Genomic DNA, 26,128 nt, shown 5'->3' with positions numbered 1-26,128 from the left:
CCATCGCGCGCGCTGGTGTTGACGTGCTCAACGCCTTTCGGCATCACGGATGAATGGACTCAACGACATCCGCGATAAAAGATGGTCCATAGTGTGCTCAACGCCTTTCGGCATCACGGATGAATGGACGGGTGGCAATCACTGCGTCCGGGTCTTCCGCGACCGGTGCTCAACGCCTTTCGGCATCACGGATGAATGGACCCGTGTCGGTTCTTGAATAGTAAGAACTGCATATTGTGCTCAACGCCTTTCGGCATCACGGATGAATGGACCGGTAAACGCTGTTACTTTCTCACCTTCGATATCGGTGCTCAACGCCTTTCGGCATCACGGATGAATGGACCCCCAACGATTTTCCATGTCGGCACCTCGACCGTAGGTGCTCAACGCCTTTCGGCATCACGGATGAATGGACGACTCCACCAGAGCGCGCACAGTCGCCGCTATTTGGTGCTCAACGCCTTTCGGCATCACGGATGAATGGACGTTCTCCCAGATCGGGGATAATCGGAATCTCCCCCTGTGCTCAACGCCTTTCGGCATCACGGATGAATGGACCTTTGGAGGCGATGAGGTCGACGCAAGTGCCTAATGCGTGCTCAACGCCTTTCGGCATCACGGATGAATGGACACGAAGCCCGCGACATCGACGGCACAAACCGGCTGTGCTCAACGCCTTTCGGCATCACGGATGAATGGACAAGCGAACCCGATTGATTTCTACATCGTCGCCAGCGTGCTCAACGCCTTTCGGCATCACGGATGAATGGACCGCCACTTTACATGATACTGTTTTTGTGAGATTTTTGCTGCTTGTTTGCATGATCCTGGCACGCATGCAGTTGCATTCGCAAGCAGGTTGTCAAAGCGGGAAAATCCATGAGTAGATTCAATTGATTGCATGCAGCAAGTATCTTAGACCGAAGCGTCGGCCAGTTTTCTATGATAAATCAGCTGTTAAGGATCTATGGGGCAAATTGGGGCAGGTCCACCGCCAGGTCCATGCAATCACAGTACTTCATAGCGAGTCGGTGCTTTGCTCCAGCCCGTATCCTTGCCCTTTTCCTGGACGCCAGCCGCACAGCCCGGGCACAGGTGGACAAACATCAGATCGTCTTCCTGGCTGAGGATCTGTTGCAGTTCCCAGCGCAATGCTTCTTTCTCGGTCCGCGAGAGGCGGCAGCGGAAGAGTGAATATTGAATGCGCTCGCCGTGGCCTTGCAAGGTCTTGTAGGCTCGGCGCCAGCGCTTGGGGTCGCGAATATCGTAACTGACGAGGTACCAGCGCTTTTCGGCATGCTCCAGATCGTGTGTCATCAGCGCAGCCTCATGCGGGCGAAGAGCCCGGGTGCGCCGCTCCATTCCTTCTCCAGCAGCCGAACCTCCAACTCGATGGCGCGCGCATAGCTGAGGGAATATTGGAGCACCGGATGTCGCCACGTCTCTTGCTTGCGCTCTTCGTAGAGACCGATGGCGAGTTTGCGACCAGCGGCGGATAGCCAGACCTGCTTGGGGGTGATGGAAAAGTGCTCTTCAGTCCATTGGCGGCGGTTGATGGAGCCGATCAAGGGCATGTCCCAGAGCGTGACGCGGAAGAGTTCCATCAGGTCGAGTGCAAGCGGGTAGGCGCTGCTGCGCGGTGCATGAAAAAATCCGAGTGCTGGGTCCAAGCCGACGGCTAGGATGGCGGCAAGCATGTCGCGGTAAAGCAGGCTGTAACCGAAGCTGAGCGCGGCGTTGAAGGGATCGCGCGGCGGCCGTCGATTGCGGTCGACAAAGGCCATCAAGCTTTGCTCCGGGTCGATCAACTGCCGCAAGGCGCTGAAATAGTGCCGGCCAGCCATGCCTTCATGTCCGCGCCAGGCATCGGCGCCCCGGTCGCGCTCGAGCCCACGCAGGCTGGCGCGCAAGGCGTCCAGTTGTGGCGCAAGGGTCTCGAGCTTGCCGCGGTTGCGCGCGCCACGGATCAGAAAGCCCAGTTGGTTTTGGACCTTGGCGCGAATCAGCTGTTGGGTGAGGGTGTCGCGCTGGCTGCTGTCTTCCAGCCCCCGATATTGGCGCAGCCGTCGTTGCACGCCCCCAGATGGTTGCAGTCCGCCGATATAGGTGCCACCACCACTGAGCCAATGCACGGCAATCTTGTTGGCGGCCGCGAACTGAATGAGTTGGGCGCTGATTTGCACCGCGCCGTGCAGAACGAGCGCGGCGAGATGTTTGGCTGGGTAGGTGGATTCGTCTCCGTCGCGCGGCGTCACCAGGATTTGCTCGCCACGCTTGCCAAGCCGGGTCCCGGCCTCCGTGACATGCAGGACAATGCGCTCGTCATCGGCCGGAAATAGCCTTTGTGGCTTGGTCGCCTCGGCATCGCCTACATCCGTTGCGAGCAGACGTTCTTCTTCCGGCAGGCAAACGGGCGCGAGCGAGCAGCGTGCGCAGAGATTCTCATTGGTGCAGATGGGCGGGCGGTCGATCGCGGCGGACAATTCCCTTGCGCGCTCAATCGCCCGCTTCAGCTCGGCGAGGGCGTCCGCATCAATCCGCACTCGCACCGTGGTGTTGTTGGCATGATAACGGATGCGCCCCTCTGGCACCTCGCGGCCAAGATGTTCCGCGAGCAAGGCGGCATACGCTGTGAGTTGAAGCCGGTCCGAGGCCCATGCCTCGCTGCCGCGCGAGCGTCCGCGCTTGTGCTCATAGGGGCAGATGGCACCGTCACGGTAGCGGACATAGTCCATCTTGCCCTTGATACCCAGGCGTTCGCTTTCCAGCGTGACGCTGGTCCATTCGCCTTCGGCATCGAGATCGTCATGCAAGGTGCGCCCGGCATAAACGCGATGATCCGCAAGCCGAATTTCCTCGACCTCTTCGAGATAGAACAGCCGCTCGCAGTAGGCCAGCGCGTGCAAGGCCATGACGCGGATGGGGGGCGGCGAATCGGTTGTTGTGGACATCCCGGAGCACCTTGTCGGTTTGCGCGCAAAAGGATGGTCAGAACCCTTTGCCAGTCCGTGTCAGAAATTCATGCGGACAGAAGGGGAGTTCCGGGTCAGCTGGGGCCAACCCGCGACCAGGCACGTTCAGGCACTGTTTTGGAGCACTCGGCCTCCATGCGGTAGAGCTGGCTAGACGTCTTGGACATGTCAGCCCGATCAATCGAGAGCGTCAGTCGCATGGGTTCTTCACCCGGCTCGAGTTGATCCTCGGGCTGCATTGGCACCAGCCATCGAGCCGCTCGGGGCTCGGGCAAGACATCAATTCGATCAGGGAGGAAATTGTTGTCGCCCAGAAAGGGCAGACCGTATTCGCGCGATCCCTGGCCGCTCAATCCCGTCTGAATCCGATCAGCCAGGGTATCGTTGCCGCGCAGACCAACGCTGGCGCGGAGGCCAGAGAGAAAGGCGCGCCGCGCCGGCGTGATGTTGTACTTGTTGCCCTTGCACGCGGGCGCATGTTTCGCTCCGCTATTGCCGACCGGGTAATTGTGAAGCTGCTGATAAAGGCTATGGCGCCCGGGCTGCGAGACCGCGCCGAGTGCAATCTCGGCCTCGGGGATATCTTCGGCGATGAGCGTCATGGGTGACTTGCCGTCGTCGTGGCGCATTTCGATGCTGGCCAGATTCAGCAGCAATCCGTAGGCGGCCGAGGGGGGCATGAAAGGCGCGCTTGGCCGAAAGCTTCCGGCCGTGAAGGTGCGAAAGACCGCGAAAGGCGCTTGGATGTAAAGCCAGAGCATGGTTGCCTCACGCCTGGTTGGCGTTTGCCGATGGCGCCGGGAAGCCCGCGCGATCAGCCGCTGTCAACAACAAGCGCCGCGGATTCCGGTCGAGTGTGACGCCCTTGTCCGCCAAGGCTTGCGCCTGATCCTCGGTCATTTCCTTAACTAGTTGGCCGCCCAGCAGGAACTCAGCGCCGGGATAGTCTCCGGCGAGAATCCCGTCGACGATTTCTGGCAGTTGATGCTGACCATTCTGAATACGGAACCCATAAGTCTCGTGGCCAGCGACGAGTTGCTCGGTCAATCGGATTACGATGGAAGCGGGAGCCATCTCAAAGTAGCTGCGGGCATGGTTGCCGGCGACATCATTGAGCTCTCCGATGGCTCTCAAAAGCGCGCGTGTCCAGTCAGGCTTGGAGCGGCAGTCCTCGAGATTAAGCGCGAAGGGGTACTGAAAAGCCGTGTAGGCGGTTTCGCGGTGGAGCAGTTGGCTGCTGTCCGCGTTCTTCCATGGGCTGTCAATTTGCGCTGGGGATTGCGTGAAGACGGAATCGTGGCGGTAAGAAACTATGTAGGCCATCCAAGTCTAAGCCTCGACATTAACCCCGAGCCACGAGGAGACCGAACATGACCACTGCCGCTGTCCAAACGCCGAAGACCACCCTCTATCTGGCCCTTGAGCTGAGCAACAAAACCTGGAAGCTGGGCTTCAGCAACGGCGAGAAGATCCGCATCAAGACCATCGAAGCGCGCGATCTTCCCGCCTTGCACGAGCAGATCGAGATCGCCAAGGGGAAGCTTGGACTCAGCGCGGATTGTGTCATTGAAAGCGTTTACGAAGCCGGCCGGGATGGATTCTGGATTCATCGTACATTGGAATCCTGGGGGATTCACAGCCGCGTGGTCGACTCGGCCAGCATTCAGGTCAACCGCAAGAAGCGGCGCGTGAAGACCGACCGGGTCGACGTCGAAGCGCTGCTGGTGCAGCTCATGCGGTATCTTGGCGGAGAGAAAAAAGCCCTCGCGGTGGTGAACGTCCCCAGTGCCGGGGCCGAGGATCGGATGCGGCTGAACCGCGAGCGCGAGCGACTGATCCGCGAACGTGGCGCCCACAGCTCCCGAATCAAATCGCTCTTCATCGCCCAGGGTCTCGTCATCGAGCGTCTCAACGACACCGTCATCGATACTCTCGATCACTTGTGCACCGCCACCGGCGAGCCCCTTGGCGCCGACCTCAAAGAAGAGATCCGCCGCGAATACCAGCGCTATTGCTTGGCTGATGAGCAAATCCGCGCCATCGAGCAAGAACAAAAGCGCCGCGTCGAGCAAGCCACCGACGTCTCCCACCAGCAAGTCGCACGCATGCTCGAGCTCAAAGGCATCGGCTGGGTTTCGAGCTGGATCTTGGTCATGGAATTCTTCAGCTGGCGCGGCTTTCGCAATCGCCAGCAGCTGGCCGCCTGTGCCGGGCTCACCCCCACGCCCTATGCGAGCGGTGATGATCAGCGCGACCAAGGCATCAGCAAGGCCGGCAACCGGCGCATCCGCGCGCTCATGGTTGAACTGTCCTGGCTGTGGTTGCGCTATCAGCCTGACAGCGCCCTGAGCCGCTGGTACCGCGAGCGCTTTGCCACCGGCGGCAAACGCATGCGTCGCATCGGCATCGTCGCCCTGGCGCGCAAGCTGCTCATCGCCTTGTGGCGCTATCTCGAACAGGGCGAGATCCCAGACGGCGCGGTGCTCAAAGCCGGCTAAGGCCCGCCGCCCGCGGAAGACATCCAGTTACCCCCAACGGCCAAGCACAGCGCCAACGCCCGAGGAGAGAGCAACGCGACGGATCACGGTCAAGGTTGTCGAAAGCGCCCGACTGGAACCTGGGCTGACCCCTGGTCATGCCGTTTTAAAAGAAGGGGCGCTTTCCTTTTTAATCGGTTTCAGCGGCGAACATCGCATGCAATTTCAGGTGACCGGGCTTCCCGGCACGGATAGAAGGTGGAGCGGATTCGCACAGAATCCGTCGGCTTTCAAACCGAGACAACCCATGGCTGTCACAACGCTCGCCATGCCCATGACACCGAGCAAAACGCGCTGACTAAACGGCCGCCATCGCCAAGGAGATCCAATGCATCTGTGACGATTCAAGGTGAGTGATCACGCGATTTGCAAGCCTCTGAACAGCGCCCGACGGCCTTGCCATGCGCGAGCGTTTCGATGAACCACGCCCGCCCCTTCGGGGAGAGAGAAGCGCGGCGGATCGGCCGATTTGCGCGCTCATGCAATGCGGGAACGACTGTAACGTTCTGATTTGCTAGACGGTACTGAATCGGACAAGGCTTTCAAAAGGGCTTGACAGAGCACGCCTCATAGAAGGTTCCAGGGCGACGGCCATGTTCATGCGCAGGATCGAATCGCGCTTGAAGTGGAAGCTATCCGGGTCTCTGCCGGCCTTTTTGAGGTTCTCCAGAATGCTCTTGCGGTCCTTGCCGCTGGCAGCGACCAGCCAACCCATGAAGAAGTCATCGGCAAAACGATCAGGGTCGGGGTAGTCCGTAAAACGGACAGCCAATTGCTCTTCGTCATCGAGGCGTTCGCGGTTGCTCGGCAAGCCGAACCGCCGCAGACATTCACGGACGGCATTGCGCATGGCTTCTGGGCTGATGATGGCGTGCTCGAAGCGGTCCTTGGTGATCTTCTGAATGACCGCGCGGTTCTCCGCGGACTCCCCGCGATAGTTGGCGCTTGGCGCGGTATAGGTCAGAATAGTGGCGAAGAGGTTCATCACATTGGCTCCTTGTGTGTCAGGCATTGGCGGTGGGTTGGGGCTCGGCACCCTCGTTTTGCTCGCGTCCGACCCAGGAGTGGGCGGATAGCGCGAGCATGGCGAGATTCTTCACCTTGTCGGGGTCATGGATCAGCTGCTCGCTCAGCAAGAGGAAGTCGTCCTCGCTCTGGTAAAAGCCCACGGAGGCGAGCGTGCCGGTCACGTACTCGGCGATGTCCTGCTCGCGCCGCCCACGGAGTGCCAAGAACGCCGTGGACGCGACCTTGGGCTTGGTGTCGCGGTATTTCTTCTTCTCGGTCTCGGCAAGTTCCTCGAACTTTTTGTCGCTGATCCCGCCACGGTCGCGCGTGCGCTTGTCGACATAGTTACGAATCAGCCGGAAGATCAGCCGTTGCAGTGCCTCGTCCGTCGGTATGGGCTGCATGTGGTTTTCCCTCTTTTCCAAGTCTGTAATCGTCATCTTGAACCGGGCGCGCGCGTCTGTGCCGAAAAAACGCCCGCGCGGCGTTTCGGGTCGATGGATGAAGTATTCGAGCGGATAGCGTTCGAAGAGTATCTCCGCGCCATGAAACCAGGGGTCACCGCGCACGAGATTGCTGATTAGCAAGCGCTTGAAAAGCGGATGCTGGCGCCGATCACCCCGTATCTCTTCGTAGCTCCGCAACATGCGCTGATCGGGTAGCAGGCGCTCGGCGGCGTGTTGCCGAACGTTATTGCCTTTCTTTTCCTGGTGATACAGCTCTAGCGCGTGTATGGAGCGGAGAAATCCTGCCTGTTCGATCCGTCGCTTGGTCAGTTGGTGCAGGAATTCCAGACCACCTTCTTCAGGGAGGTCGATCAGCGATTCCGTGGGGCGATAGCCTGTCCGCGCGGGATCGCGGTCACGCCAGAAGTGCTCCATGTCTTCGAGAAAGTCGACGAGATCGGCAACTTCCGGGATGACGATGAGGTAGCCGGAGTCCTTCCATTCTTTAGTGCGCAGTTCTATAGCTCTGGGCACAAATAAAGGAGCTGCCCATTGCCAGAAATACAGAAGCAGGTTTTGCTCGACGCGCCCAACGAACGCAATCTGTTCCGCGTTCTTTGCCTGCGCACCGATTAAGACAGAGCCGGCGATGGAACTCGTTACGAAGCCTCCTTTTGCCCTCTGTTTCTCGACCTTGACCAAGCTAGCCCAGAGCTTGCCAACGAAACTGACTGGCTGAGCATCAACGCGGGCTATATATTCAATTCGGGTTCTGTCTTGCGCGCGCAAGACGCTCCAAAGCATATTTCGCCAAAGCGCATGCCAGGAGCTTTCTTTACCGTCCTTGAGCCAATGCGCGAGCACATGCCCCGTGGGTCGAAGCTCTTCATAGACGAATCGTTTTTCTTTAAACTCTTTTCCGCCTCGTTCTACCGTAACGACAATCTCATCCAAGGGAGTTTGGTCTTTGTACTTTTCCTTGACTTCCTTGCGCTCATAAGCTGCTGCGAACAAATCATCGAAGAGCACTTGCAGACTCTTCTGACTGACACGGATGGACGCCGACAGCGGCTCGATCTCATCAATCTCGGGTCGGCCCTCGATATCGCGCTCCTCCAAACTGCGCAGATGAAGCAGCAGACCGGCGAGACCCGCCTTGTGCTGCGCGGTCGGCAGATCGAGCAAGTCGTAATCGAGTCTCAGGCTGGTTTCTTGGGCTTTGGGTGCGGCACTCATCGAAGCGCTCCTTGAGAGTCATCCATGGGGGCTTTGCAGAAGCCGAGGCTTTCCGAGTAGTGGGTAGCGGGCGCGCGCCGCAGATAACGCGGCAAGCGTTTGTCGTGTTGCGCGAGTTTCGCCGGCCAGCGCGGAACTGGGACGATGATCCCGACAGCGCCCGGCCGCCAGCGACCGGACTCCAGATCGACATCCAATACCGCCGGCGCGGTGAAGTCCTCTCCGCCGCGCAGGGCTTCCGCGCCGCCCCTGGCCCAGCCGCCGTCGTCAAGAAAAGTCGCAAGCTGTCGGCGTTCCCGGGCATCAAGGCGGGTGTGCTCTTCGAGCAGGGCTTCGAGGCCGGCTTGGTCGATCGCGCTCTCGCTGATGATGTCGTCGAGGAAACGCTGCGCGGCGCTGATTTCTTCCTTGGTATAAGGGCGCTCGTTCTCGGGGGCATAGAGGTAGACGGCGCCAAGAGCGCGATCAGTCTTCAGATGGCGATTGCACCGGCCCATGCGCTGGATCAGTGCGGTGATGGGCGCGATCTCGCTGATCAGAACATCGGCATCAAGGTCCAGACTCATTTCGCAAACTTGGGTGGTGATGGCCAGCAAGGCACCGCTGTCCTCATCGGCGAAGCGACGAATCAACTCGCGATGGCGAGCGTTGCGGTCTTCGAGCCGAAAGCGGCTGTGGTAACAGATGGGCTGGTGGCGCGAGAGGGATTGCGCGAGCCCTTGACAGCGGTCGACACTGTTGACAACCCAAAGCACGCGTTTTCCTTGTTGCAGCGCATCCTCGACGATGCCTATGGCGGACGCTTTGCTGTCAAGACGATGCACCTGATAGCGGGGCGTTTGCGCTCGATTCTGGAGATCACGGAATTCGGCGAGATCCTGTGGATAAACTGTGAACCCAAGTTGCTCCAGTTCCTGGCGACGCCGCGCGGGGAGACTCGCTGTCATGCAGAGCACTGGCAAATCAAATGCCTGCAGAAATCGAATCAGCGTCGAGAAGAGACCAGCATCGAAACTGTGGATTTCGTCGATGACGACGACACTGTCCACCAGCACCGGGAGCAAGCAGGCGCTAGCGTAGGTCTGTTGCATAAAGCTCAGGAACTGATCGACGGTGGCGCTGAACAACCGCTTCTCCCAGACGCCAATCGCGAACAGGCGCGCGTCGGTCTCGTAACTCCGCTCGCTGCGAGGGTCATCGGGGTTATCGAACATGCCTTGCAACTCGAAACCAGCCGTGCCGCTAAGCAAGGTCGCGGCCTCGGGGGCATGCGACACATAATCCTTGAAGCCTTCGGTCGCGGTTGCGCGAGTCGGGTAGAGAAAAATGGCGCGGCTGGCCGGTCGATGATCGAGCCGAGCACCAATCCAGCGCCAAGCGGCGACGGTCTTTCCGGCACCGCAGGAGGCAAGCAGCAATGCGCGATCGGGGAGTTCCGTGGCGCGCTCTTGAAAGTCCTGATACCGGAAGCTGAAGTGCGGATCTTTCGTCCGGCGACGCACCTCAATCTCCGCCTTGCGCGGCTGCAAGACCGCGTTGTCAATGTCTTGCGCCTTGAGTGGCGATGTTCTAAAGACGCTCGCGATCCAGGAACTGATGTCATGGCCCTCGCGCGGCAAGCCTGAGCCAGCCGCGTCGGCGGCGATCAACGCCGCTTTCAAGGCTGGTACGAACAAGTCGCCCCGAACGCGAATGCGGTTCAAGATGCCGGCGGTTTCTCTCGCCCGCTGGTCAAAGTCCTCACCACCGGAGCCATCGAAGCTCCACGGCGACGGCAGCACGGGTGGCGGTGATAGCCCAAGGCGCTTGGCGACAACGCTCAGTAGTTCATGGACTTCTTCTGGTTCATTGATTGCCAGAAGATTCTGCTGAACATAGCGTTCGCCAAAAGACGGGTATCCGGCGTACTTTGGCGGACGAGGACTCGCCTTCAGGTGATGGCAGGCGACCGCGCTGAGGATGGCGTCGTGCTGCAGCAGAGAATTGCCGGCTAACCACGCGCTCATGGCCGGCAAGCCGAGCATGATGGCGCTCAGATGCTCATGACGGACGATTTGCTCGCCACGGCCGGTCATCGCGCCCTGGAAACCGTCATTGGCCTTACCAATGTCATGAAGAAGCGCGCTGGCCGTTAGGTTGTCGCGGAATTGTGACCATCGATCAGCATCTAGCCGAAAGAACCTGAGCCAGGCGAAACCGAGCGCTGAAGGCTGTTCGCCATCGCTGAACAGCGATTCGGCGGCTTGCAGAACTTCGCACGAATGATCGAGTAGAGATTTCGCGCCGAGACCGTCTTGGGGTGCCTTTTTTGCAAGAAGCATCGGCGTCTATCCCTTCCAGGGGATGAACACCCCACACCCCATCTTCCGCCGCCCGCCGAGCCCCGCCTCTTGCAAGTGGATGGACTCCGATGCGGTCAACTCGGAAACCAGCAGCGAGTGAGCGACGACACGTTTATCCTTGACGCGGAAAATCCGCCTCTTGCCCCGCGTCGGCTTACCCTGAATGCCCAGGTGCTCAAGCTGGTTGCTGATTTCCGCGTCGAAGCGCGCTTCGTCCTGGCCATTGCGGGTTGTGACCAAATGGGCGTAGAGGGCGACAGCTGGTCTGAGCAAGCTGGTTTGCGGAACGCCGATGCGCAGCGTCTGGCCAACGATCAGGATTGACTGTCCAGCCAGCGGCAGGATATTGGGGAGAGAAGCGGCTGGGATGCGCACCCGCAGACGGCTTTGGCTCGTGAGTTTGAGCTGTCCGTCACCGGCGTATTGACCGCGGATCAGTTGGATGGCGACCTGCTCACTGGCATGCAGCAAGGGTCCAACCGTGGGCAAATGCGCAAGGGCGGCATAAAGTGCGTAGCCGTGGTCGGCTGGAAGCGTGTCGCCATTGACGCGAAAACTCGTCTCAATGGTCTGATTGCCTGTTGTTGTGTCGCCTTGCGACATCGAGAATACCTCCTTGGCGGGTCGATGGCCGGCGCGGAGCCGTCTTGGGAGAGTGTTCTAACATACTAAGTGGCTCAGAGACTGAGCCAGTGAGAAAATTTTTGCGATTCATGAGACAGGGCGGTCAGTCATCCGGAGCGTAGGTGGCTGCCGCGCGGCGCAACCGATCGGCAACCGCATCCCGCAACGCGGGTGGCGCGATGACTTCCACGTCCGGCCCGTACTTGAGGATGTCCATGAGGAGTTCGCGTGGATCGGAGTACGGCACCTGCAGCTCGTAGTGTCCGGAGCGCCATTGGCCGATCTGCTCGGGGTGCCAGATCTCGTCAGCCACCCAGCGGGATGCCAGTGGGCTGAAGCGCAGCACCGCCCAGGCGGTCGCCGTTCCGGAGAAGATGCCGAAGCTGGCGCCGAGGAAGCGCTCGAGTGTTTGCGCGTCCAGCTGATATGCCCCGCCTGACAACTGTTCGGCCTGTGTGATTCGGTCGAGCGAGAAGATGCGCAGTGCCTGTGCTTGCTCGCACTCGGCGACCAAGTACCAGTTGTCCCGATAACGCACCAGCCGCTGTGGATGGACGATGCGGCGACTTTCGTGATCTTGGGTGCGCGCGTGATAACGGATGTCGAGCCGCTTAGCTTCAAGCAGCGCACCGGCAACGACGCCAAAGCGGTACGCCTCGGTCCGGCGCGCGGCGATGGGCTGCAACAAAATGCGCTCACTGACGGTATCGGCAGTGTGCCCGCTCTGGGACAGAAGGCTGCGCAGGCGGGCGCGCAGCGGGCCGAGATAGGGTGCCAGCAGACCTGGCTGCACCAAGTCCAGTAGCCGCTCGCTGGCGAGCAGTGCGTACAACTCGCTCTCATTGAGCCAGAGCCCGGGCAGCTCGAAACTGGACGATGCTTGGTAACGATAACAATTGCTGGCGCGGTGGTACTCGATCGGCGCCCTCATAAAGTCCTTCATGTAACCGAGGTCACGCACTAAGGTGGCTCGGGATACTTCCAGGTCCCGACGCATTTGCTCAAAGGAACGCGGCTTGTCCCGCAGTAAGGCGTGGACGCGGTAGATACGCTCTGCTCGGTTCATAGCGGCGACTTATCCTCTTCATGAGTCCCGCGTCGATAGTATCTGAAACGAACTGGAAAATTCGTGTATGGGAGGATATTAGCTCTCGGAATATTTCCCCGGTAACTCCAAACCGTCCTGACGAGAAAAGCCGGCACGCGTCACTTGTCTCTGGCAGCACCGCGCACCCGTTGATGCTGGTCTATACTTTTGATATATACCATTGACCCACTGCATCCTGGGAGAATATTTCGATGGCCGCTACTGCCAAGCTCTTTATGAATGGTCGCAGCCAGGCTGTTCGCCTGCCAGCTGAGTTCCGCATGAAGGGTAACGAAGTCTTCATCGAACGCATCGGCGATGCTTTGGTATTGCGCGAAAAGCCCAAAGGCTGGGATGACTTTTTCGCCAAGCGAAGCAAAACTCCCGAAGACTTCCTGGCGGATCGGGGTCAAGAGCCACCACAGGATCGGGATTGTTTCCATGATATGGATGCTTGACACCAACACTTGCAGCTTTGTGATCCGGGGTCGGTCTTCGCGTGCATCTGCAACGCTCGGGAACTCCGATCGGCAATATGCACCTGTTGATCGCTGCCCATGCGGTGGCGGAAGACGCGGTGCTGGTAACCAACAATACCCGCGAGTTCAAGCGCGTACCTGAGCTGAGCCTTGAGGACTGGCTGCCGCAATGCTCTGAGAGTTCGGCGCGCAGAGGCAGCTAAGACAAGACAGCAAATCGACCAGATACCATCGCATCAGTACGCCGTATTCAGCGCTCGAGGCCATCGCACACTAATGTGGTGACCTGGTTGCGCCCGGCGTGTTTCGCATTGTAGAGCGCGTGATCGGCGGTTTCGGTCAGTCGGCGGGGGTCGGGGCAATTGGGGAAGGTGGCGATGCCGGCGCTGAAGGTGCAGCTGAACTTCTGGCCGTTTGCCTGGAATTGGATGCGCGAGAAGTCGGTGCGCAGGGCGTCGAGGAGTTCGGTCGCGTCCTTTAGTCCAGTGTCGTTGAGTACGACGGCGAATTCTTCGCCGCCGTAGCGGCCGATGGAGTCGGAGTCGCGCAGGCGTAGACGCAGGGTGCGACTTAAAGCCATGAGAACGTGATCGCCGGCAGGGTGACCGTGGGTATCATTGACCAGCTTGAAGTGGTCGACGTCGATCATGGCAAAGCACAGCGGACTGGTGTTGCGGCGGGCGTTGGCGACGGCCAGTTCAAGAAATTGCAGGATGGTGTTGTGGTTGAACAGGCCGGTCAGGCTGTCGCGCACCATCAGGGAGCGTAGCGTGCGCATGCGCTCGGCCCGCAGCCGCACCTCGTCGACCAGACGGCGTGGTTCGATGGGTTTGACCAGAAAGCCATCGGCGCCGGCTTGCAGGGCCTGGAACTGGCGTTCCTGATTGGTTTCGGATGACAAAAAAATGATCGGCAGGCTGACGTAGCCAGGAATCTGGCGCAGCATGCTGGCGAGTTCCTGGCCGGAGCAGTCCGGCATGTGCAGATCCATCAGCACCAGATCGGCACGGAAGCGTTCGAGCACGCTGAGGACATCCTCGGGCGCCGTAACGACCTGGCAGATCATGCCCGCGCTCTCAAGCGTCGCGGCATGCAGCCGGGCCAGTTCGGGTTCGTCATCGACGATCAGCACATTAAACTGCTCGGGCGCCGCGGGGTTGGTCAGGTGATCGAGAAACTCGACCATCTCCGGGATGTTCACCGGCTTGGGGCAGAAGGCGCTTGAGCCGGCCCGCACGCTGCGCAGTCGGGCGCTGAAATCATCGCGGCTGGAGATGAAAATAGCCGGTATCTGGGTATTGAGCTGCGGGCGCAGCTCGGCGAGCATTTCCGGGCCGGCGTTTTCGCCCTCGGGGAAGACGATGTCGATCACCACAGCGGCGGGCGTTTGCTCGAGAACGGCCGCCTTGAGCGCGTCGAGCCGACTGAAGGCTTTCAGCGGATAGCCAAAGCAGGCGAGTTGATTGGCCAGTTGCTGCAGTTGATGCGGATCATCGTCGCACAGATAGACCATGCGGTGATCGCGCTGGTGTGGGTCGGCGCGGGCGGCGACGGATGCGGCTTTCGCGTCCGCGGCATCCGGCGCACTCGGTGGCCTGGCCATCTGACTGAGAATCGCCCGCTCGATGGCGTCGAGCTGGGGTGTGAGGGTGCGCTCCAGTTTGCGCAAGGATTCCCGCTCTTTAACTGGCGTTTGTTTCAGCACCCCTTGCACCGCCTTTTCGGCCGGTTCCGCAAGTTGCGCGAGTGTGCTGAGGCCGAGGGAGGCGCCCGAGCCCTTGAGTGTGTGAAAGCTGAGATGCAGACGCTTCAGCGCCGCCAGACGATCCTGTTCAGCAGTGCCGTGCGCATTGATGGCAGCAATATCGACGCGACATTGCGCGATGCGCGCTGGCAGCCCTTCGACAAAGCTCTGGCGCAGGCGGGCCTTGATGGCTTCTAGAGACTGACCATCGGAGGAGTGATCACTGGGGGACTGATCACTGGGGGACTGATCTTGAGCCGTCATTCTGGTTGTTTTTGGCTAGCCTGGGGGCGTTTTCTATGAATCGAACGGATTGGCTCTTCGGGGGACTGGGATCAAGAGCGCTGGCACGGTTCAGGAGAGTCGGAAGATAGAGCATCATTGTAGCCTACTGCGGTTAGCGAATTGTTGCTGGCCCGCAGTGCCAGAGTGCGGGGGTCGAGCAGCAGAATCAGCCGCGCGTCAGGCGCTTGCGGAGCTCTTGGAGCTTTTGGCTCTTCTGGCGGCACAAGGGCGAGCGCTCGCAGGCCGGGGAGCGGCGGTTGCAGGGCGAGCAGCGGTGGCAGTGGATGAATGTGGCTGAACGGCAGACTGGTTAATTCTAGTGGTCCGGCAACATCGACAGTCCAGTCGCCATTGCAACCGCGCAGGCTTAGCAGATGGCGGTCTTGTGTTCCATCTTCAGGCAGGCCCAGGCAGGTCTCGAGACTTGTAACCGCAGCCGAGCCACAGTTCTGGGCCTGGCGCACCAGGGCAGCTTCAAAGCCGAAGCAGTGACCGGCGGCCCGGCACAGCACCAAGTCAAGGGCGCTCATGGATTGGCAGCGGCGCCTTGCTCAAGCGGCTTTGTGGGCAACATTCTTGCTGTAGGCCGCCAGCAGGCTGTCGAGATCAAGCAGGCTCACGCCGCGCTCGCCAAGGCGGGTCAGGTGGCGCACGTACGGACGCAGATTATCTGGCAGTGTGTCTGGCGCCGGCTGCAGGGCGCTCTCGGGCTGGTCGCATAGGTCAATGACTTCATCGACGCGCAAGCCGGTTTGCAGGCGGGCGCCGCGCGTCAAGAGCACTGCCATTTTCTCAGGGTTGGTTGCTGGCAGTTGCAGCAGATTACGCAGGCAGAGAACGGATTCGATCTCACCGCGCACGCTGATCACCCCCTCAAGCGCCGCAGGCGCGCCCGGCACCTGATAGACCCAGGGGGCGGCGAGTATTTCGCGAATCTGTTGACCAGGCAAGGCGAATGTCTGGTCAGCCAGGGTGAAGATCACCAGCTTGACGACGGGCTCATCCACATCCACAACCTCGCCCGCCTGACTGGCGCCGGAGGCAAGGCTGCTGTGCCGCTCGGCCAGAATGTCATCGAGGCTGGGACCAGACATGGGCAAGCTCAGGCTTCGTGGCGGCTGGCGGTCAGTTCGGCAACGAGTCGCGGCAAGCTGTGTTCGAGGCTGAAGTCTTTCAGCAGGCAGGCATCGAGCCCCGGTTGCTGTGTTTGCAGTTCCTCAGGCGCGTCGCCGGTGAGCAGAATAAAGCGACAGGGATAGCCGCGCTCGCGCACTTCGGCGAAGAATTCAATGCCGTTCATCAGCGGCATGTGCATGTCGCTGACGACCACATCCAGGTCCGGATTGGCCTCGAGCTGTTCGAGTGCATCCAGCGCCTGCTCGGCGACCAGGGTCTGGTAGCCCGCAGCCTGGAGGATGGCGGCCGAGAGTTCAGCGGCCAGCGGGTCATCATCGACAATCAGAATGTGCATTTGGGGGGACTCCTGCGCACGCAGGCGGCAGTGCGGCTGATCAGTGCAAGATACCATGCCGGCTTTGGTGTTGTAGGACCAGTTGTCAGGGCGCGCCGGCGGGTTGCGATCATGCGCGTCACTGTCAGCCAAGCAGCGCGCGCAGGGTGCCGATCAGATTGCTCTGGTCGAAGTCCCCTTTCACGATATAGGCATCGGCGCCGACGCGCAGACCGCGCTGGCGGTCTTCTTCCTTCTCGCGCGAGGTGACGATCACAATGGGCGTCGCCTGGTAGGCGTCAAGCGCGCGCAGGCGCTCGGTCAGGGTAAAGCCATCCATGCGCGGCATTTCCACATCGGTCAACACGGCATCGAATTGCTCCCGCATGGCCTTGTGCAGGCCGTCAATGCCGTCCTCGGCCAGGGTGACGCTGTAACCATGGGCTTGGAGTACGTCCTTTTCGATTTCCCGGGTGTTCAGGGAATCGTCCACCACCAGCAGGCGATTGACACGCTCGCCTGCTGTAGCCATTGTCCGGGCACCGTCGCTGACCGACTGACCACGGGCGCGCGCGGCCAGATCGAGCACTGCGGGCGCGTGCAACACGCTGACCACCGCCAGCGCGCCACTGCTGACAAAGCCTGAGACCAGATGCAGGTGACGCAGATGTTCAGGCACCGGCTTGACCACCAGATCGCGCTCGTCGCGGAGCACATCGACCTCAAGTGCGAGTTTCTCCTGGCCGATGCGCAGGATGACCAGCAAGACTTGGGGGCTCGCCTCCGCTGCGGTTGCAGTTGCGGGCGCGACCTTAAACGCGGGATTGAGCAACTCGGCAAGCGGCATGACAGGGACGAATTCATTGCGCACGATAACCGCGCGCCGCTCGGCCACCTCGAGCAGGCTGTCGCGCGAAAGGCGCAGGATTTCCGCCACATGCTGGGCAAGAAACCCCAGTGTCTCGCCCCCGGCCTCGATCAAGAGCACCCGCATGATGGCCAGAGACAGGGGTAGGCGCAGGCGAAAGGTCGCGCCCAGACCGGGGCGGTTGTCGACCTGAATACTGCCCTGCAGGCGGTCGAGCACAATGGACTTGACCACGTCCATGCCCACGCCGCGCCCGGAGATATCAGTAATCAGCGCGCTGGTGGAGAAGCCGGGGGTGAAGATCAGATCGACAATCTCGCTGTCGCTAGCCGTGCCCGCCTGCTCGGCGCTCAGCAAGCCCTTGCGAATGGCCTTGTCGCGGGCCGCGGCGACATTAATGCCGCGGCCGTCGTCGCGAATGGTGATCTCCACCCAGCGCCCATCCCGGCGTGCTTCGAGTCGCACAGAACCGCTGGCGGGCTTGCCGGCAGCCTGACGTTCATCCGGCGGTTCGAGCCCGTGGTCCACGGCATTGCGCAGCAGGTGCAGCAGGGGATCGGCCAGCTCATCAATCAACTGGCGGTCGAGGGAAATGGCGTCGCCCGTGATGGTGCAGCGCACCTCTTTGCCGAGCGAGCGGGCAAGTTGGCGCAGATTGCGCGCTGCGGGCTCGAACAGAATCGACAAGGGCAGCATGCGCAGCGCCAGCGCGCGGTCATGCAGCTCGCGGATCAGCACCTCCTGGTCCTGCACATCCTCGCGCAGGCTGTGGGCGAAGGCCTCGCAGGCCGGCGCGATCTCGGCCTCGGCACCCCGGGCGATGCGCCGGGCTTCATCCGGGCGCAGTCGCAATCGGTCGTGCTGGGCGATGATCTCGCCCATCAGGCGGATCAACCCGTCGAGATGGTCGAGGCGCACGCGCAGGGTGTCGCTGTCCGACAGGCCGGAAGTGGGTGGGGCCGCTGGAGCCGGAGTCGGTGCTGACGCCGGAGCCGAAGCTGCTTTTGCCTCTTGGGTTGCGGCCCGCTCGGACGTCTGGTTGGCTGCCGGAGCGGCCGGTCGGGGAGCATCCCCCGGGGTCGCGGCGGCACTCAGGGCTGCGCACAGCCCGGCATCCGCCGGCGCCAAGGCGTCCGGATCGGGCTGGCGGTCGAGCTGATCGACCGCGCTGGCAATGGCATCGACGCCGCGCTGCAGCAGTGCGCTCAACCCGGCATCCGCTTGCACCTGTCGGCTGCGGAAGGCGCCGAGCAGGTCTTCGATGGCATGGGCGGTGTCGCAGATGGGCAAGAGTCTCAGCATGCGCGCCGAGCCCTTGATGGTGTGCGCGGAGCGAAACAGGGCATCGATCTCGCTGGCAGTGATCCCCTCGCCCGCGCTGCCCTGGGCCATTTCCGCCAGGCCGCGGTCGAGGCGCACCAGATGGTCGCGTGCTTCCTCGACAAAGCGGCCGATAAATTTGCTCCGGTCGATGGCCATGGCTAGCTCGGCCTCGGTTCCCGCTCGGGCGCCAGATGCCGCTCGCACAGATAGCGGGCCATCTTGGCGGGCGGTTCCAGAACGCGAAGGCGCAGACCGCTGGCCGGCGGTGGTTCAGCTGCCAGCAGCCGCGCAACGGCGGACCAGGCGCGCCCGGCCTGCGCGCCATCACCTCGGGCGCGGTAAAGATCGCCGAGATGAAAATGCGCGGGCCAGCAGTCTGGCTGGATGTAAATCGCGCGCTTAAAAGCCGCCACTGCCGGGTCCGCTTGCTCGCGCCATTTGTTGATGAGCCCCTGCAGTAGCCAGGCATCGGTGAGCCAGGGCTGCTGTTCGAGCACCTGGCGGACTTGCTCCTCGGCCGCGTCGAACTGGCGGCGCTCAAGCAGCAGATAGGCGCTGAGCAGCAGGGCATCGGCATCCGCCGGGGCCTGCACGAGCCGCTCGCCAACCGTAGCCAGCGCTTCGTCGAAGCGCTGCTCGGCAATCAACTGCTGCACCGGGTCGAGTGGCCATGGCGCGGCAGGCGGCTGGGAACCGACCGTCATAGGCGCTGGCTTGGCGGGTGTCGGTGGCGTGGGCTGGACCGGAGCAGCCGGGCTCGCGGGCGCTGCGGCAAGCGGCCTGGCCCTTTGTGCCGCGGGTTGCGGGGTTGGTGGGGTTGGTGGGTCTGGCGGGCGCGGCGGTCGGAAATCGTCAGTGACCAGAGCCCCAGCCGCGCTCTTGGATACCGGCCTGTCGCTCTCGCCGCAGCTGCGGTTGATGAAATAAAACAGGCCGTCTTCCTGGACCAGTTCCAGCAGACCAATGTCGTTGCCCAGAGTCTCGGAGCTGCCGATGATCAAGTAGCCCTCGGGCTTCAGCAGCCGGATCAGATTGCGCAGCACCCGCTCGCGCGTGGGCTCGTCAAAGTAGATGGAGACATTGCGATACAAAATACAATCGAACCGGCCCAGGCTGGCCGGCGGCGCGCTCAGATTCAGCGGTACGAAGCGTGCCTGAGCGAGAATACCGTCCCGCACCTGGTAGCCAGAGCCGCTGGGCAGGAAAAACCGCGTCTGGCGCTCGGCGCTGACACCGCGAAAGGAAAAGCGCCCATAGCGCCCGGCGCGGGCTTTCTCCAGAGTGGCACTGTCGATGTCGCCACCCATCACCTCAAACAACTCGGGCGTGCGCTCGCCGTAGACCTCGGTCAGCAGCATGATCAGCGAATAGACTTCCTCGCCCGAGGAGCAGCCGGCGCTCAACAGGCGCACCTTGGCGCCGTCTGCACGCACAGTCAGTCGGCGCGGTATCAGACGTTGGATCAGCAGCCGCAGTTGCTCGGGCTCGCGAAAAAAATAGGTCTCGTTCACCGTGAGCAGATTGACCAGCGCCTGGCGCTCAGCTGCATCAGCGCGCAGGCGCGCGGCATAGGCGCGTGGCAGATGTAGCTCGCAGGCGGCCATGCGTTTGGCAAGAGCGCCGGCGAGCTTGCTCTGGGTCTGCTGCTCGAAGACGAGACCGAAGTGCTCGCGCACCAGGGTTTTGAAGGCGTCGAGTTCAAGCGCTTTCATCACGCGGCCCGCACTGCGCGATCAATGCTGGCGCCAAGCTGGGCCAGCGGCAGAACCCGATCGATGGCGCCAGCCTCAATCGCCACCCGGTTCATGCCATAGACCACCGAGCTGGCCTCGTCCTGGGCCAGAGTCAGGCCGCCATGGGCGCGGATATGCGCCATGCCCAGGGCGCCGTCGCTGCTCATGCCGGTGAGAATCAAGCCGATTGCTCGCGGGCCGGCTACCTCGGCCACCGAGCACAGCAGCAAATCGCAGTTTGGGTGGTAGATGTCGCTGGCAGTGCGCGGACGCAACTCCAAGCGCCCGCCAGCGCTGAGGGCCAGATTGTGCTCCGACGGGGATAGATAGACCTGACCACTGCGGGGCGTTTCACCGTCCCTGGCCAGTTGCACCGGCAGGCGCGAACTCAGCGACAGCCATTGCGCCAGACCGGCACTGAAGCCCTCAGCGATGTGCTGGGCGATGAGCACCGTCGCCGGGCAGTCGGCCGGCAGCGCCGAGAGAATGGTGGCCAGCGCCTGGGGGCCGCCGGTTGAGGCGGCGATGGCCACCAGTCTTGACCGGGCAGAGGCCTGAGGGGGCGCTGGTGAGGGACGCCGGGTGGGTGAAGCCTTGGGTTCTTGTGCTATTTGGCGCTGGGCTTGCGGGGCTCGCCAACGGGTGGCAACTACCATGCCGGCCAGCAGGCGCACCTTGGCGATGAAGGCCGCGACCCTGGCCTCGCTGTCGTCAGGTTTGGCAATCACATCGAGCGCGCCGCGATTGAGCGCCTCGCAGGCGGTGGCGGCATCCTCGACGTTGCTCACCACCAGAATCGGCAGCGCCTTGGTGCGCATGATCTTGGCAATGGCATCCAGGCCATGCAAGCCCGGCATTTCCATATCCATGGTCACCAGGCTCGGGCGCAGCTCACGTGCCAGATCAACCGCACGGTAACCGTCGGTGGCCTCGCCGACTACCTCGATATCCGGCTCGCGCTCGAGGATGGCGCGCAACAGACCCCGCGCAAGCGGGCTGTCATCGACGATCAGCACCCGGATGCTCATGGGCTGGAGCCGTTCAGGTGGTGCTGCCGCTGTTGCCGCCAGTGTCAATACCAGTGTCGCTGCCCGTGTCCATGCCGGCGTCCATGCCGGTGTCCATAAGGACGTCGCTGCGGATCTCGGCGCGCGCAAACTTAAAGCGCTTAAAGAGCGCGCGCAGCGTTTGGGCCATGGATAAAAGCGTGGCGCTGATCTCCGAAATCCCGGTCACCGCGCTCGATGTATGCGTGCTGGCCTCGGCGATCTCATGCAGCGCCTGCACCACCTGGGCGCTGGCGGTTTTTTGCTGCTGGGTGGAAAGAGAGATCTTTTGTGCCGCTCCTGTGGTCTGATCTGCGGCCTGTTCCAGCTCATCGAGAATGGCGGCGGTGGATTCGCTGCTCGCCAGACCGGCGGCGATGGTGGTGGAGCTTTTTTCCGAGGTCACCACCAGGCGGGCGATGGTGTCTTGAATGTCCAGCATTTTGCCTTCAATCTCGCGCGTCGACTCGGACACACTGTCGGCCAGGCGGCGGATTTCACTCGCCACCACCGAGAAGCGCTTGCCAGCATCCCCGGCGCTGGATGCCTCAAGCGCGGCGTTGAAAGCGATGAGTTTGGTCTGATCCGCCACCGCGTCGATCAGGTCCATAAATTTGCCGATTTCTTTCGAGCGCTGGCCGAGTGCCAGGATTTCATCCAGGCTCTTCTGGTTGTCGGTGCGAATCTCCGCCATGCGCGCGAGCAGTTGGTGCATGGCCTGGGTGCCGGCGCGGCTGCTGGCCAGAGTGCGGCTGGCGACATCCACCACCGCCTGGGAATGGTCGGCAATCTGGGTGGAAGAGGCCGAGAGTTCTTCCATGGTGGAGGTAATTTCGGCCACCGATGAGGACATCTCCTCCACGGCTGCGGCGATGGACTGATTGGCCCCGATGCGCATTTCGCCAGAGCGGGCGATGATGCCGGCGGTGTCGGCCAGGCGCTCGGCCGAGTCGGTCAACTGTCCGGCATGGCTGTCGATGTCGCCGAGCATCTTGGCCAGGCTGGCGCGCATGCTTGCCATGGCCGCAAGCAGGCTGTCGTGGTCGCGCGCACGGCGCTTGATGGGCGCCTGTAGATCGCCATCGGCAATGGTCTCGACAATGCCGCGCACATAGGCCGGCTCTCCGCCGAGTTGCCCGCGCAGCCAGCGATAGAGCAAAAAGAGCACCAGAGTGCCCAGCAACAGAGTCAGGCTGACCAGCGCGATAACCTGCTGATAGGCCGCTTGGCTGCGTTGCTGGGCCTCGGCCACGGCCTGGCTGGTGCGCGCATCAAGCAGCACGAAGAACTCATCGACCGGCTTCATGATGCGCGCCTTAAAGGCGTGATAGTCCTTGTCGTGCATCAAGCGCCGGGCCAGCTCGGGATCAGGCTCACCCTGCTGAGCGAAATTGCCGCTGTTGTCACGATAGCGGCCTTTCATCGCATTCATGGCGACCATTTCCGTGTCCACAAGGGCATCGGAATTGGCCTGTGCCTCGGCCAGTTTGGCAAACTCATCCTCGGTAAAACCGGCGCGGCGCATCAGCTCGCGCAGGGCGATGGTGTCGCCATCCGGGCGCGGCTGCTGGTCGCCCGCTGCGACAAAATCCCAGTAAATGCGCTCGTAGTGCTGGGGCCTGGGGTGCTCGCCATTGCGAATGGCCAAGACCTCCCAGTACTGACGCTCGAACTCCGGATCACCGGTAACCACGTAGGTACGGGCCATGCGGGTGAGGTCGTCCGAGCTTTGGCGCAGCTGATCGGCGAGCAGATAAGAGTGATAGCGCTGCTCATAGACCTGCGCCAGTTCGGTTTGCGCCTGGTTGGCTTTCCAAATGGCTGCCAGCAGCAGCACCGCGAGCAGGGTACCAGCGATGGCCAACAGCAGAAACAGGCGCTTGATGGAAAGACTTTGGTTCTTGAACATCGCGGGGCTATTTCATTGAGGGGTCATTAAGGGGCCGGGCGGCGCAGCCAGTCTTTTTCTATGGTGCTGGCGGCGGCTGGAACGGCGTAGAAAAAGCCTTGCGCCTGATCGCAGCCGTGGGCGTGCAGAAATTCAGCCTGGCTCGGGGTTTCGACACCCTCGGCAAGGATGGTGAAGTTCAGCGCCTTACCGAGCGCGATGCTGGCTTTGACGATTTCTGCCGCGTCGCGCTGTTCAGGCAGGCTGGTAACCAGGCTGCGGTCGAGCTTGAGCTTGGCGACCGGCAAGTCGGACAAATGGCGCAGCGAGGAGAAGCCAGAGCCAAAATCATCGACGGCGAATTGAACGCCAAGCTCCGCGAGTTCACGCAGCTTCTGTTGCGCATGATCGTCGGCCTGGCTGAGCAGGCTTTCGGTCAGCTCCAGCGTCAGGCTCTCGGGGGCAACACCGGTGGTCTCTAAGATGCGTTTGGTGTCGGTGACGAAATGCGGGTGGTTGAGTTGCCGCGCGCACAGATTGACCGCAATCTGATTGTAGTCCAGGCCAGCATCCCGCCAGGCACCGGCCTGTTTGCATGCCTGCATCATGGCGGCATTGGCGAGATCGCGCAGCAGGCCGCGTTTGTCCGCCACGGCAAAAAACTCTGCCGGCTTCAGCATGCCGCGTGTCGGATGGTCCCAGCGCATCAGCGCCTCTATCCCGACCAAGCTGGCGTCGGCCAGGTTGAATTGGGGCTGGTAATAAACCTGGATGCGCTCTTGCTGCAAGGCTTCAGACAGTGCGTTGACAATCTCCATCTCCTGTTGCAGATGGCGAGCCAACTCGCTCTCAAAAAAGGCCAGAGTGCCGCGACCGGCGGCCTTAGCTCGGTACAGGGCGGCATCGGCGCGACCAATCATTTCATCAACATTAGAGTCATCGCGGCTGGCAATCAGAATGCCGATGCTGGTATTGATGCGCAGCGGGTGCTGATCGATATGGAATTCCTGGTTCAGCGCTTCGATAATCTTGCTCGCCAGTCGCGCGGCATCGTCAGAGGTTTGGATGTTTTCCTGCAGCAGGGCGAATTCATCGCCGCCGAGACGGGCCAGGGTATCGCTGGCGCGTAGCAGATCTGTAATACGAGCACCCACCGCGCACAGGAGTTGATCGCCAACTGGATGCCCAAGGGTGTCGTTGACATCCTTGAAGTGATCAAGATCGAGCATGTGCAGCGCAAAAGGACGGCCCTGGCGCAGAAAATTGGCATGGGCGTGGCTAAGGGTTTCGCGAAACAGCGCCCGGTTAGGCAGGCCGGTCAGGGGATCATGGAAGGCCAGATGCTCGATCTCACGCTCGGCGCGACGCCGTTCGCTGATGTCATGGAAGGTGACAACCGCGCCGGTGACCCGCCCGTCATGATACACGGGCATGGCCCAGTACTCGACCGGAAAGGCGCTGCCGTCCAGCCGCCAGAACACCTCGTCACTCACATGTTGCTGGCAAGCTTCGCGCGCCGCGCGCAGCATGCGGCATTCCGAGCGCGGCAGCGGCTCGCCAGCGGCGTTGGCATAGTGAAACAGGGCATGCGGATCGCGACCAATGAGGTCAGCGGTGGTGAGCGCCTCGGCGGATCCACCAAGCAGGCGCGCCGTTGACGGATTAGCAAAGCTGATGCGTTCATCGAGGTCGATACCAAAGATACCCTCGACCGTGGAATTCAGCAGCAGTTGGGCGCGCTCCTCGGCAACTTTGCGGGCGTTGGCGTCCTCCTGGTGCTCAATCACGATACTCGCTAGTTCAGCCGCGGATGCGATGAGTTGCAGGTCAGCGGGCTCGGGCGCGCGCGCGTCCGGCAGGTAAATGGCAAAGGTGCCAAGCACTTGTCCATCGCGTCCGAGGATGGGTTCCGACCAGCAGGCGAGCAATCCCAGCGGCAGGACCAGGTCGCGATAGCCGTCCCACTTCGGGTCGCTGCGCAGGTCGCTCGCGATGGTGCGTTCGCCGGTGAAAGCGGCGTGACCGCAGGAACCAACATTGGGGCCGATGCGCACGCCTTCGACAGCTTGCAGGTAGCTGCTTGGCAACCGACTGCTGATGGCAGAATGCAACTGGCCGCATTCGGCGTCGAGCAGATGGATGGAGATCCAGGCATCGCGCATGATGTCCTGGCTGTAATCGACAATGGCGCGCAGCATTTCTTCCAGCGGCGCGCCACGGGCGAGTTGCTCTAGGACGGCATTGCGCCCGTCGAGCAACCGCTGCGACAGTCGAAAGGCGGTGATGTCAGAGGAAATGCTGACGAAACCAATCACCGCGCCGCTGTCATCGCGCAGGTAGTTCCAGTCGACCTGCACCTCGATCCAACGCCCGTCCCCGGTGCGGTTGTGGTTGGTATAGGTGAAGGGTTCGGGCTGCTCGGCGACAAAGTAGGCCATATCCCGGTGCAACTGCTCGGCCTCCTCGGCCGGCAGCAGATCCGCGACCTCCATTTGGACGAGGCGTTCGTGGGTATAGCCCAGCATCCGGCAGGCGGCCGGATTGGCGTAGCGGAAGCGACCCTGGGTGTCGAGTTCCATGATGGCCACTTGATTGACTTCCACCAGGGTGCGGAAGCGCTGCTCGTTGGCTCGATGCGAAGCCGTCGGCGACTGAGACGGGGGAGAAGCCATTATTGCCGGGATGGGTGTTTGCGCGGCCAGCGCAGGAGCAGATCAAGGATGTGAGTAAGCAAAGCTGCCGCGAGCGGCAGCGCGATCAGCGGCCAGGGCGCCTGCACCAGCGCGGCGCGCACGGCGAGCAGCAGCAGGAAACCCGATGCGAGCAGCGGCAACAGGGGTTTGAGTCCCGGCCCGCGCCCGGTGGCGCGGTGCAAAAGCCACAGCACAACAGCTTCCACCAACACCATGATCAAGATGGGGTCGATGATGCGGCCGCTGGCGAAAAGGCTTTCCATTTGATGTGACTGACTGTGCTGCGACTGACTGGGGTTGCTGTGGAACAGTAGCTTACACCCTCCGGGGTGGCCGGGACCATCAGCCTAAACGTGAAAGAGCAGCT

At 61.7% G+C, this 26,128-nt stretch carries 22 protein-coding genes and 1 CRISPR repeat array (1 of these 23 cut by a window edge); of the genes, 3 read left to right on the top strand and 19 right to left on the bottom strand.

All coding sequences use genetic code 11. From position 1 onward, the window contains the following. Positions 1-772: a CRISPR direct-repeat array (repeat unit 36 nt; unit sequence GTGCTCAACGCCTTTCGGCATCACGGATGAATGGAC); it reaches 2,121 nt to the left of the window's first position. A gap of 236 nt (positions 773-1,008) precedes the next feature. From cas2 to Thiosp_RS20250, 4 genes are all read right to left on the bottom strand, one after another. After that, a complete protein-coding gene (gene cas2 / locus Thiosp_RS20265) occupies positions 1,009-1,317 on the bottom strand; it encodes a CRISPR-associated endonuclease Cas2 (RefSeq protein WP_201067426.1) in 309 nt (102 codons plus the stop codon). Then, complete coding sequence (locus Thiosp_RS20260) at positions 1,317-2,951, bottom strand: type I-MYXAN CRISPR-associated endonuclease Cas4/Cas1 (protein ID WP_201067412.1); 1,635 nt, start codon at positions 2,949-2,951, stop codon at positions 1,317-1,319. The genes cas2 and Thiosp_RS20260 overlap by 1 nt, the downstream gene beginning before the upstream one ends. 95 nt (positions 2,952-3,046) lie before the next feature. Next, complete coding sequence (gene cas5, locus Thiosp_RS20255; protein ID WP_201067409.1) at positions 3,047-3,733, bottom strand: type I-MYXAN CRISPR-associated protein Cas5/Cmx5/DevS; 687 nt, start codon at positions 3,731-3,733, stop codon at positions 3,047-3,049. Between the two features lie 7 nt (positions 3,734-3,740). Next, positions 3,741-4,295, bottom strand: a complete 555-nt coding sequence (locus Thiosp_RS20250; protein ID WP_201067406.1) for a hypothetical protein — start codon at positions 4,293-4,295, stop codon at positions 3,741-3,743. A 47-nt stretch (positions 4,296-4,342) separates the two neighbouring features. Between Thiosp_RS20250 and Thiosp_RS20245 the strand changes: the two genes are divergently transcribed. Next, positions 4,343-5,470 (top strand): IS110 family RNA-guided transposase, encoded by a 1,128-nt coding sequence (locus Thiosp_RS20245; RefSeq protein WP_201068759.1) that lies wholly within the window; start codon positions 4,343-4,345, stop codon positions 5,468-5,470. A 553-nt stretch (positions 5,471-6,023) separates the two neighbouring features. Here Thiosp_RS20245 and Thiosp_RS20240 read toward each other — a convergent pair. From Thiosp_RS20240 to Thiosp_RS20220, 5 genes are all read right to left on the bottom strand, one after another. Next, a complete protein-coding gene (locus Thiosp_RS20240) occupies positions 6,024-6,494 on the bottom strand; it encodes a hypothetical protein (RefSeq protein ID WP_201068758.1) in 471 nt (156 codons plus the stop codon). A gap of 19 nt (positions 6,495-6,513) precedes the next feature. Beyond that, complete coding sequence (cmx8, locus tag Thiosp_RS20235; RefSeq protein ID WP_201068757.1) at positions 6,514-8,148, bottom strand: type I-MYXAN CRISPR-associated protein Cmx8; 1,635 nt, start codon at positions 8,146-8,148, stop codon at positions 6,514-6,516. A gap of 47 nt (positions 8,149-8,195) precedes the next feature. Continuing rightward, a complete protein-coding gene (cas3, locus tag Thiosp_RS20230; protein WP_201068756.1) occupies positions 8,196-10,520 on the bottom strand; it encodes a CRISPR-associated helicase Cas3' in 2,325 nt (774 codons plus the stop codon). Between the two features lie 6 nt (positions 10,521-10,526). Further along, positions 10,527-11,144, bottom strand: coding sequence for a type I-MYXAN CRISPR-associated protein Cas6/Cmx6 (cas6, locus tag Thiosp_RS20225; protein WP_201068755.1), 618 nt, complete (start codon positions 11,142-11,144; stop codon positions 10,527-10,529). Between the two features lie 124 nt (positions 11,145-11,268). Next, the gene (locus Thiosp_RS20220) at positions 11,269-12,231 is read right to left on the bottom strand and encodes a helix-turn-helix transcriptional regulator (RefSeq protein ID WP_201068754.1); all 963 of its coding nucleotides are present in this window, start codon (positions 12,229-12,231) and stop codon (positions 11,269-11,271) included. Between the two features lie 233 nt (positions 12,232-12,464). Between Thiosp_RS20220 and Thiosp_RS20215 the strand changes: the two genes are divergently transcribed. Together Thiosp_RS20215 and Thiosp_RS20210 are read left to right on the top strand one after the other, a co-directional pair. Beyond that, complete coding sequence (locus Thiosp_RS20215) at positions 12,465-12,710, top strand: antitoxin (protein WP_201068753.1); 246 nt, start codon at positions 12,465-12,467, stop codon at positions 12,708-12,710. Between the two features lie 77 nt (positions 12,711-12,787). Continuing rightward, a complete protein-coding gene (locus Thiosp_RS20210) occupies positions 12,788-12,934 on the top strand; it encodes a PIN domain-containing protein (protein ID WP_201068752.1) in 147 nt (48 codons plus the stop codon). 47 nt (positions 12,935-12,981) lie between these two features. Here Thiosp_RS20210 and Thiosp_RS20205 read toward each other — a convergent pair whose 3' ends face one another. The 10 genes from Thiosp_RS20205 to Thiosp_RS20160 form a co-directional block, all read right to left on the bottom strand. After that, complete coding sequence (locus Thiosp_RS20205) at positions 12,982-14,739, bottom strand: diguanylate cyclase (RefSeq protein WP_201068751.1); 1,758 nt, start codon at positions 14,737-14,739, stop codon at positions 12,982-12,984. Between the two features lie 71 nt (positions 14,740-14,810). Then, a complete protein-coding gene (locus Thiosp_RS20200) occupies positions 14,811-15,290 on the bottom strand; it encodes a hypothetical protein (RefSeq protein ID WP_201068750.1) in 480 nt (159 codons plus the stop codon). A gap of 21 nt (positions 15,291-15,311) precedes the next feature. Further along, entirely contained in the window at positions 15,312-15,854 is a 543-nt protein-coding gene (locus tag Thiosp_RS20195) for a chemotaxis protein CheW (RefSeq protein ID WP_201068749.1), read from the bottom strand. 8 nt (positions 15,855-15,862) lie between these two features. Continuing rightward, complete coding sequence (locus Thiosp_RS20190; protein ID WP_009150724.1) at positions 15,863-16,231, bottom strand: response regulator; 369 nt, start codon at positions 16,229-16,231, stop codon at positions 15,863-15,865. Between the two features lie 124 nt (positions 16,232-16,355). Beyond that, positions 16,356-18,557 carry a hybrid sensor histidine kinase/response regulator gene (locus Thiosp_RS20185; protein WP_201068748.1) on the bottom strand — a complete coding sequence of 734 codons (2,202 nt, stop codon included), beginning with the start codon at positions 18,555-18,557 and terminating at the stop codon, positions 16,356-16,358. A gap of 2 nt (positions 18,558-18,559) precedes the next feature. Continuing rightward, the gene (locus Thiosp_RS20180) at positions 18,560-20,113 is read right to left on the bottom strand and encodes a CheR family methyltransferase (RefSeq protein ID WP_201068747.1); all 1,554 of its coding nucleotides are present in this window, start codon (positions 20,111-20,113) and stop codon (positions 18,560-18,562) included. After that, a complete protein-coding gene (gene cheB / locus Thiosp_RS20175) occupies positions 20,113-21,162 on the bottom strand; it encodes a chemotaxis-specific protein-glutamate methyltransferase CheB (protein ID WP_201068746.1) in 1,050 nt (349 codons plus the stop codon). The genes Thiosp_RS20180 and cheB overlap by 1 nt, the downstream gene beginning before the upstream one ends. A 13-nt stretch (positions 21,163-21,175) precedes the next feature. Continuing rightward, positions 21,176-23,089: a methyl-accepting chemotaxis protein gene (locus tag Thiosp_RS20170; RefSeq protein ID WP_201068745.1), complete on the bottom strand. Its 1,914-nt coding sequence runs from the start codon at positions 23,087-23,089 to the stop codon at positions 21,176-21,178. Positions 23,090-23,115: 26 nt separating this feature from the next. Further along, the gene (locus Thiosp_RS20165) at positions 23,116-25,740 is read right to left on the bottom strand and encodes a sensor domain-containing protein (protein ID WP_201068744.1); all 2,625 of its coding nucleotides are present in this window, start codon (positions 25,738-25,740) and stop codon (positions 23,116-23,118) included. After that, complete coding sequence (locus Thiosp_RS20160; protein WP_201068743.1) at positions 25,740-26,024, bottom strand: hypothetical protein; 285 nt, start codon at positions 26,022-26,024, stop codon at positions 25,740-25,742. Before Thiosp_RS20160 ends, Thiosp_RS20165 begins: the two co-directional genes overlap by 1 nt. Positions 26,025-26,128 lie beyond the last annotated feature (104 nt).

Origin of the sequence: Thiorhodovibrio litoralis, assembly GCF_033954455.1 — a bacterium.
Taxonomy (GTDB): Bacteria; Pseudomonadota; Gammaproteobacteria; order Chromatiales; family Chromatiaceae; genus Thiorhodovibrio; species Thiorhodovibrio litoralis.
Note: the sequence above shows the minus strand (reverse complement) of the source record. Positions and strands in the feature narration are given on the sequence as shown.

Coding starts and splice junctions, on each gene's coding strand:
- cas2 (WP_201067426.1), bottom strand. CDS start 1,317: ATGACACACGATCTGGAGCATGCCGAAAAGCGCTGGTACCTCGTCAGT.
- Thiosp_RS20260 (WP_201067412.1), bottom strand. CDS start 2,951: ATGTCCACAACAACCGATTCGCCGCCCCCCATCCGCGTCATGGCCTTG.
- cas5 (WP_201067409.1), bottom strand. CDS start 3,733: ATGCTCTGGCTTTACATCCAAGCGCCTTTCGCGGTCTTTCGCACCTTC.
- Thiosp_RS20250 (WP_201067406.1), bottom strand. CDS start 4,295: ATGGCCTACATAGTTTCTTACCGCCACGATTCCGTCTTCACGCAATCC.
- Thiosp_RS20245 (WP_201068759.1), top strand. CDS start 4,343: ATGACCACTGCCGCTGTCCAAACGCCGAAGACCACCCTCTATCTGGCC.
- Thiosp_RS20240 (WP_201068758.1), bottom strand. CDS start 6,494: ATGAACCTCTTCGCCACTATTCTGACCTATACCGCGCCAAGCGCCAAC.
- cas3 (WP_201068756.1), bottom strand. CDS start 10,520: ATGCTTCTTGCAAAAAAGGCACCCCAAGACGGTCTCGGCGCGAAATCT.
- cas6 (WP_201068755.1), bottom strand. CDS start 11,144: ATGTCGCAAGGCGACACAACAACAGGCAATCAGACCATTGAGACGAGT.
- Thiosp_RS20220 (WP_201068754.1), bottom strand. CDS start 12,231: ATGAACCGAGCAGAGCGTATCTACCGCGTCCACGCCTTACTGCGGGAC.
- Thiosp_RS20215 (WP_201068753.1), top strand. CDS start 12,465: ATGGCCGCTACTGCCAAGCTCTTTATGAATGGTCGCAGCCAGGCTGTT.
- Thiosp_RS20210 (WP_201068752.1), top strand. CDS start 12,788: ATGCACCTGTTGATCGCTGCCCATGCGGTGGCGGAAGACGCGGTGCTG.
- Thiosp_RS20205 (WP_201068751.1), bottom strand. CDS start 14,739: ATGACGGCTCAAGATCAGTCCCCCAGTGATCAGTCCCCCAGTGATCAC.
- Thiosp_RS20200 (WP_201068750.1), bottom strand. CDS start 15,290: ATGAGCGCCCTTGACTTGGTGCTGTGCCGGGCCGCCGGTCACTGCTTC.
- Thiosp_RS20195 (WP_201068749.1), bottom strand. CDS start 15,854: ATGTCTGGTCCCAGCCTCGATGACATTCTGGCCGAGCGGCACAGCAGC.
- Thiosp_RS20190 (WP_009150724.1), bottom strand. CDS start 16,231: ATGCACATTCTGATTGTCGATGATGACCCGCTGGCCGCTGAACTCTCG.
- Thiosp_RS20185 (WP_201068748.1), bottom strand. CDS start 18,557: ATGGCCATCGACCGGAGCAAATTTATCGGCCGCTTTGTCGAGGAAGCA.
- Thiosp_RS20180 (WP_201068747.1), bottom strand. CDS start 20,113: ATGAAAGCGCTTGAACTCGACGCCTTCAAAACCCTGGTGCGCGAGCAC.
- cheB (WP_201068746.1), bottom strand. CDS start 21,162: ATGAGCATCCGGGTGCTGATCGTCGATGACAGCCCGCTTGCGCGGGGT.
- Thiosp_RS20170 (WP_201068745.1), bottom strand. CDS start 23,089: ATGTTCAAGAACCAAAGTCTTTCCATCAAGCGCCTGTTTCTGCTGTTG.
- Thiosp_RS20165 (WP_201068744.1), bottom strand. CDS start 25,740: ATGGCTTCTCCCCCGTCTCAGTCGCCGACGGCTTCGCATCGAGCCAAC.
- Thiosp_RS20160 (WP_201068743.1), bottom strand. CDS start 26,024: ATGGAAAGCCTTTTCGCCAGCGGCCGCATCATCGACCCCATCTTGATC.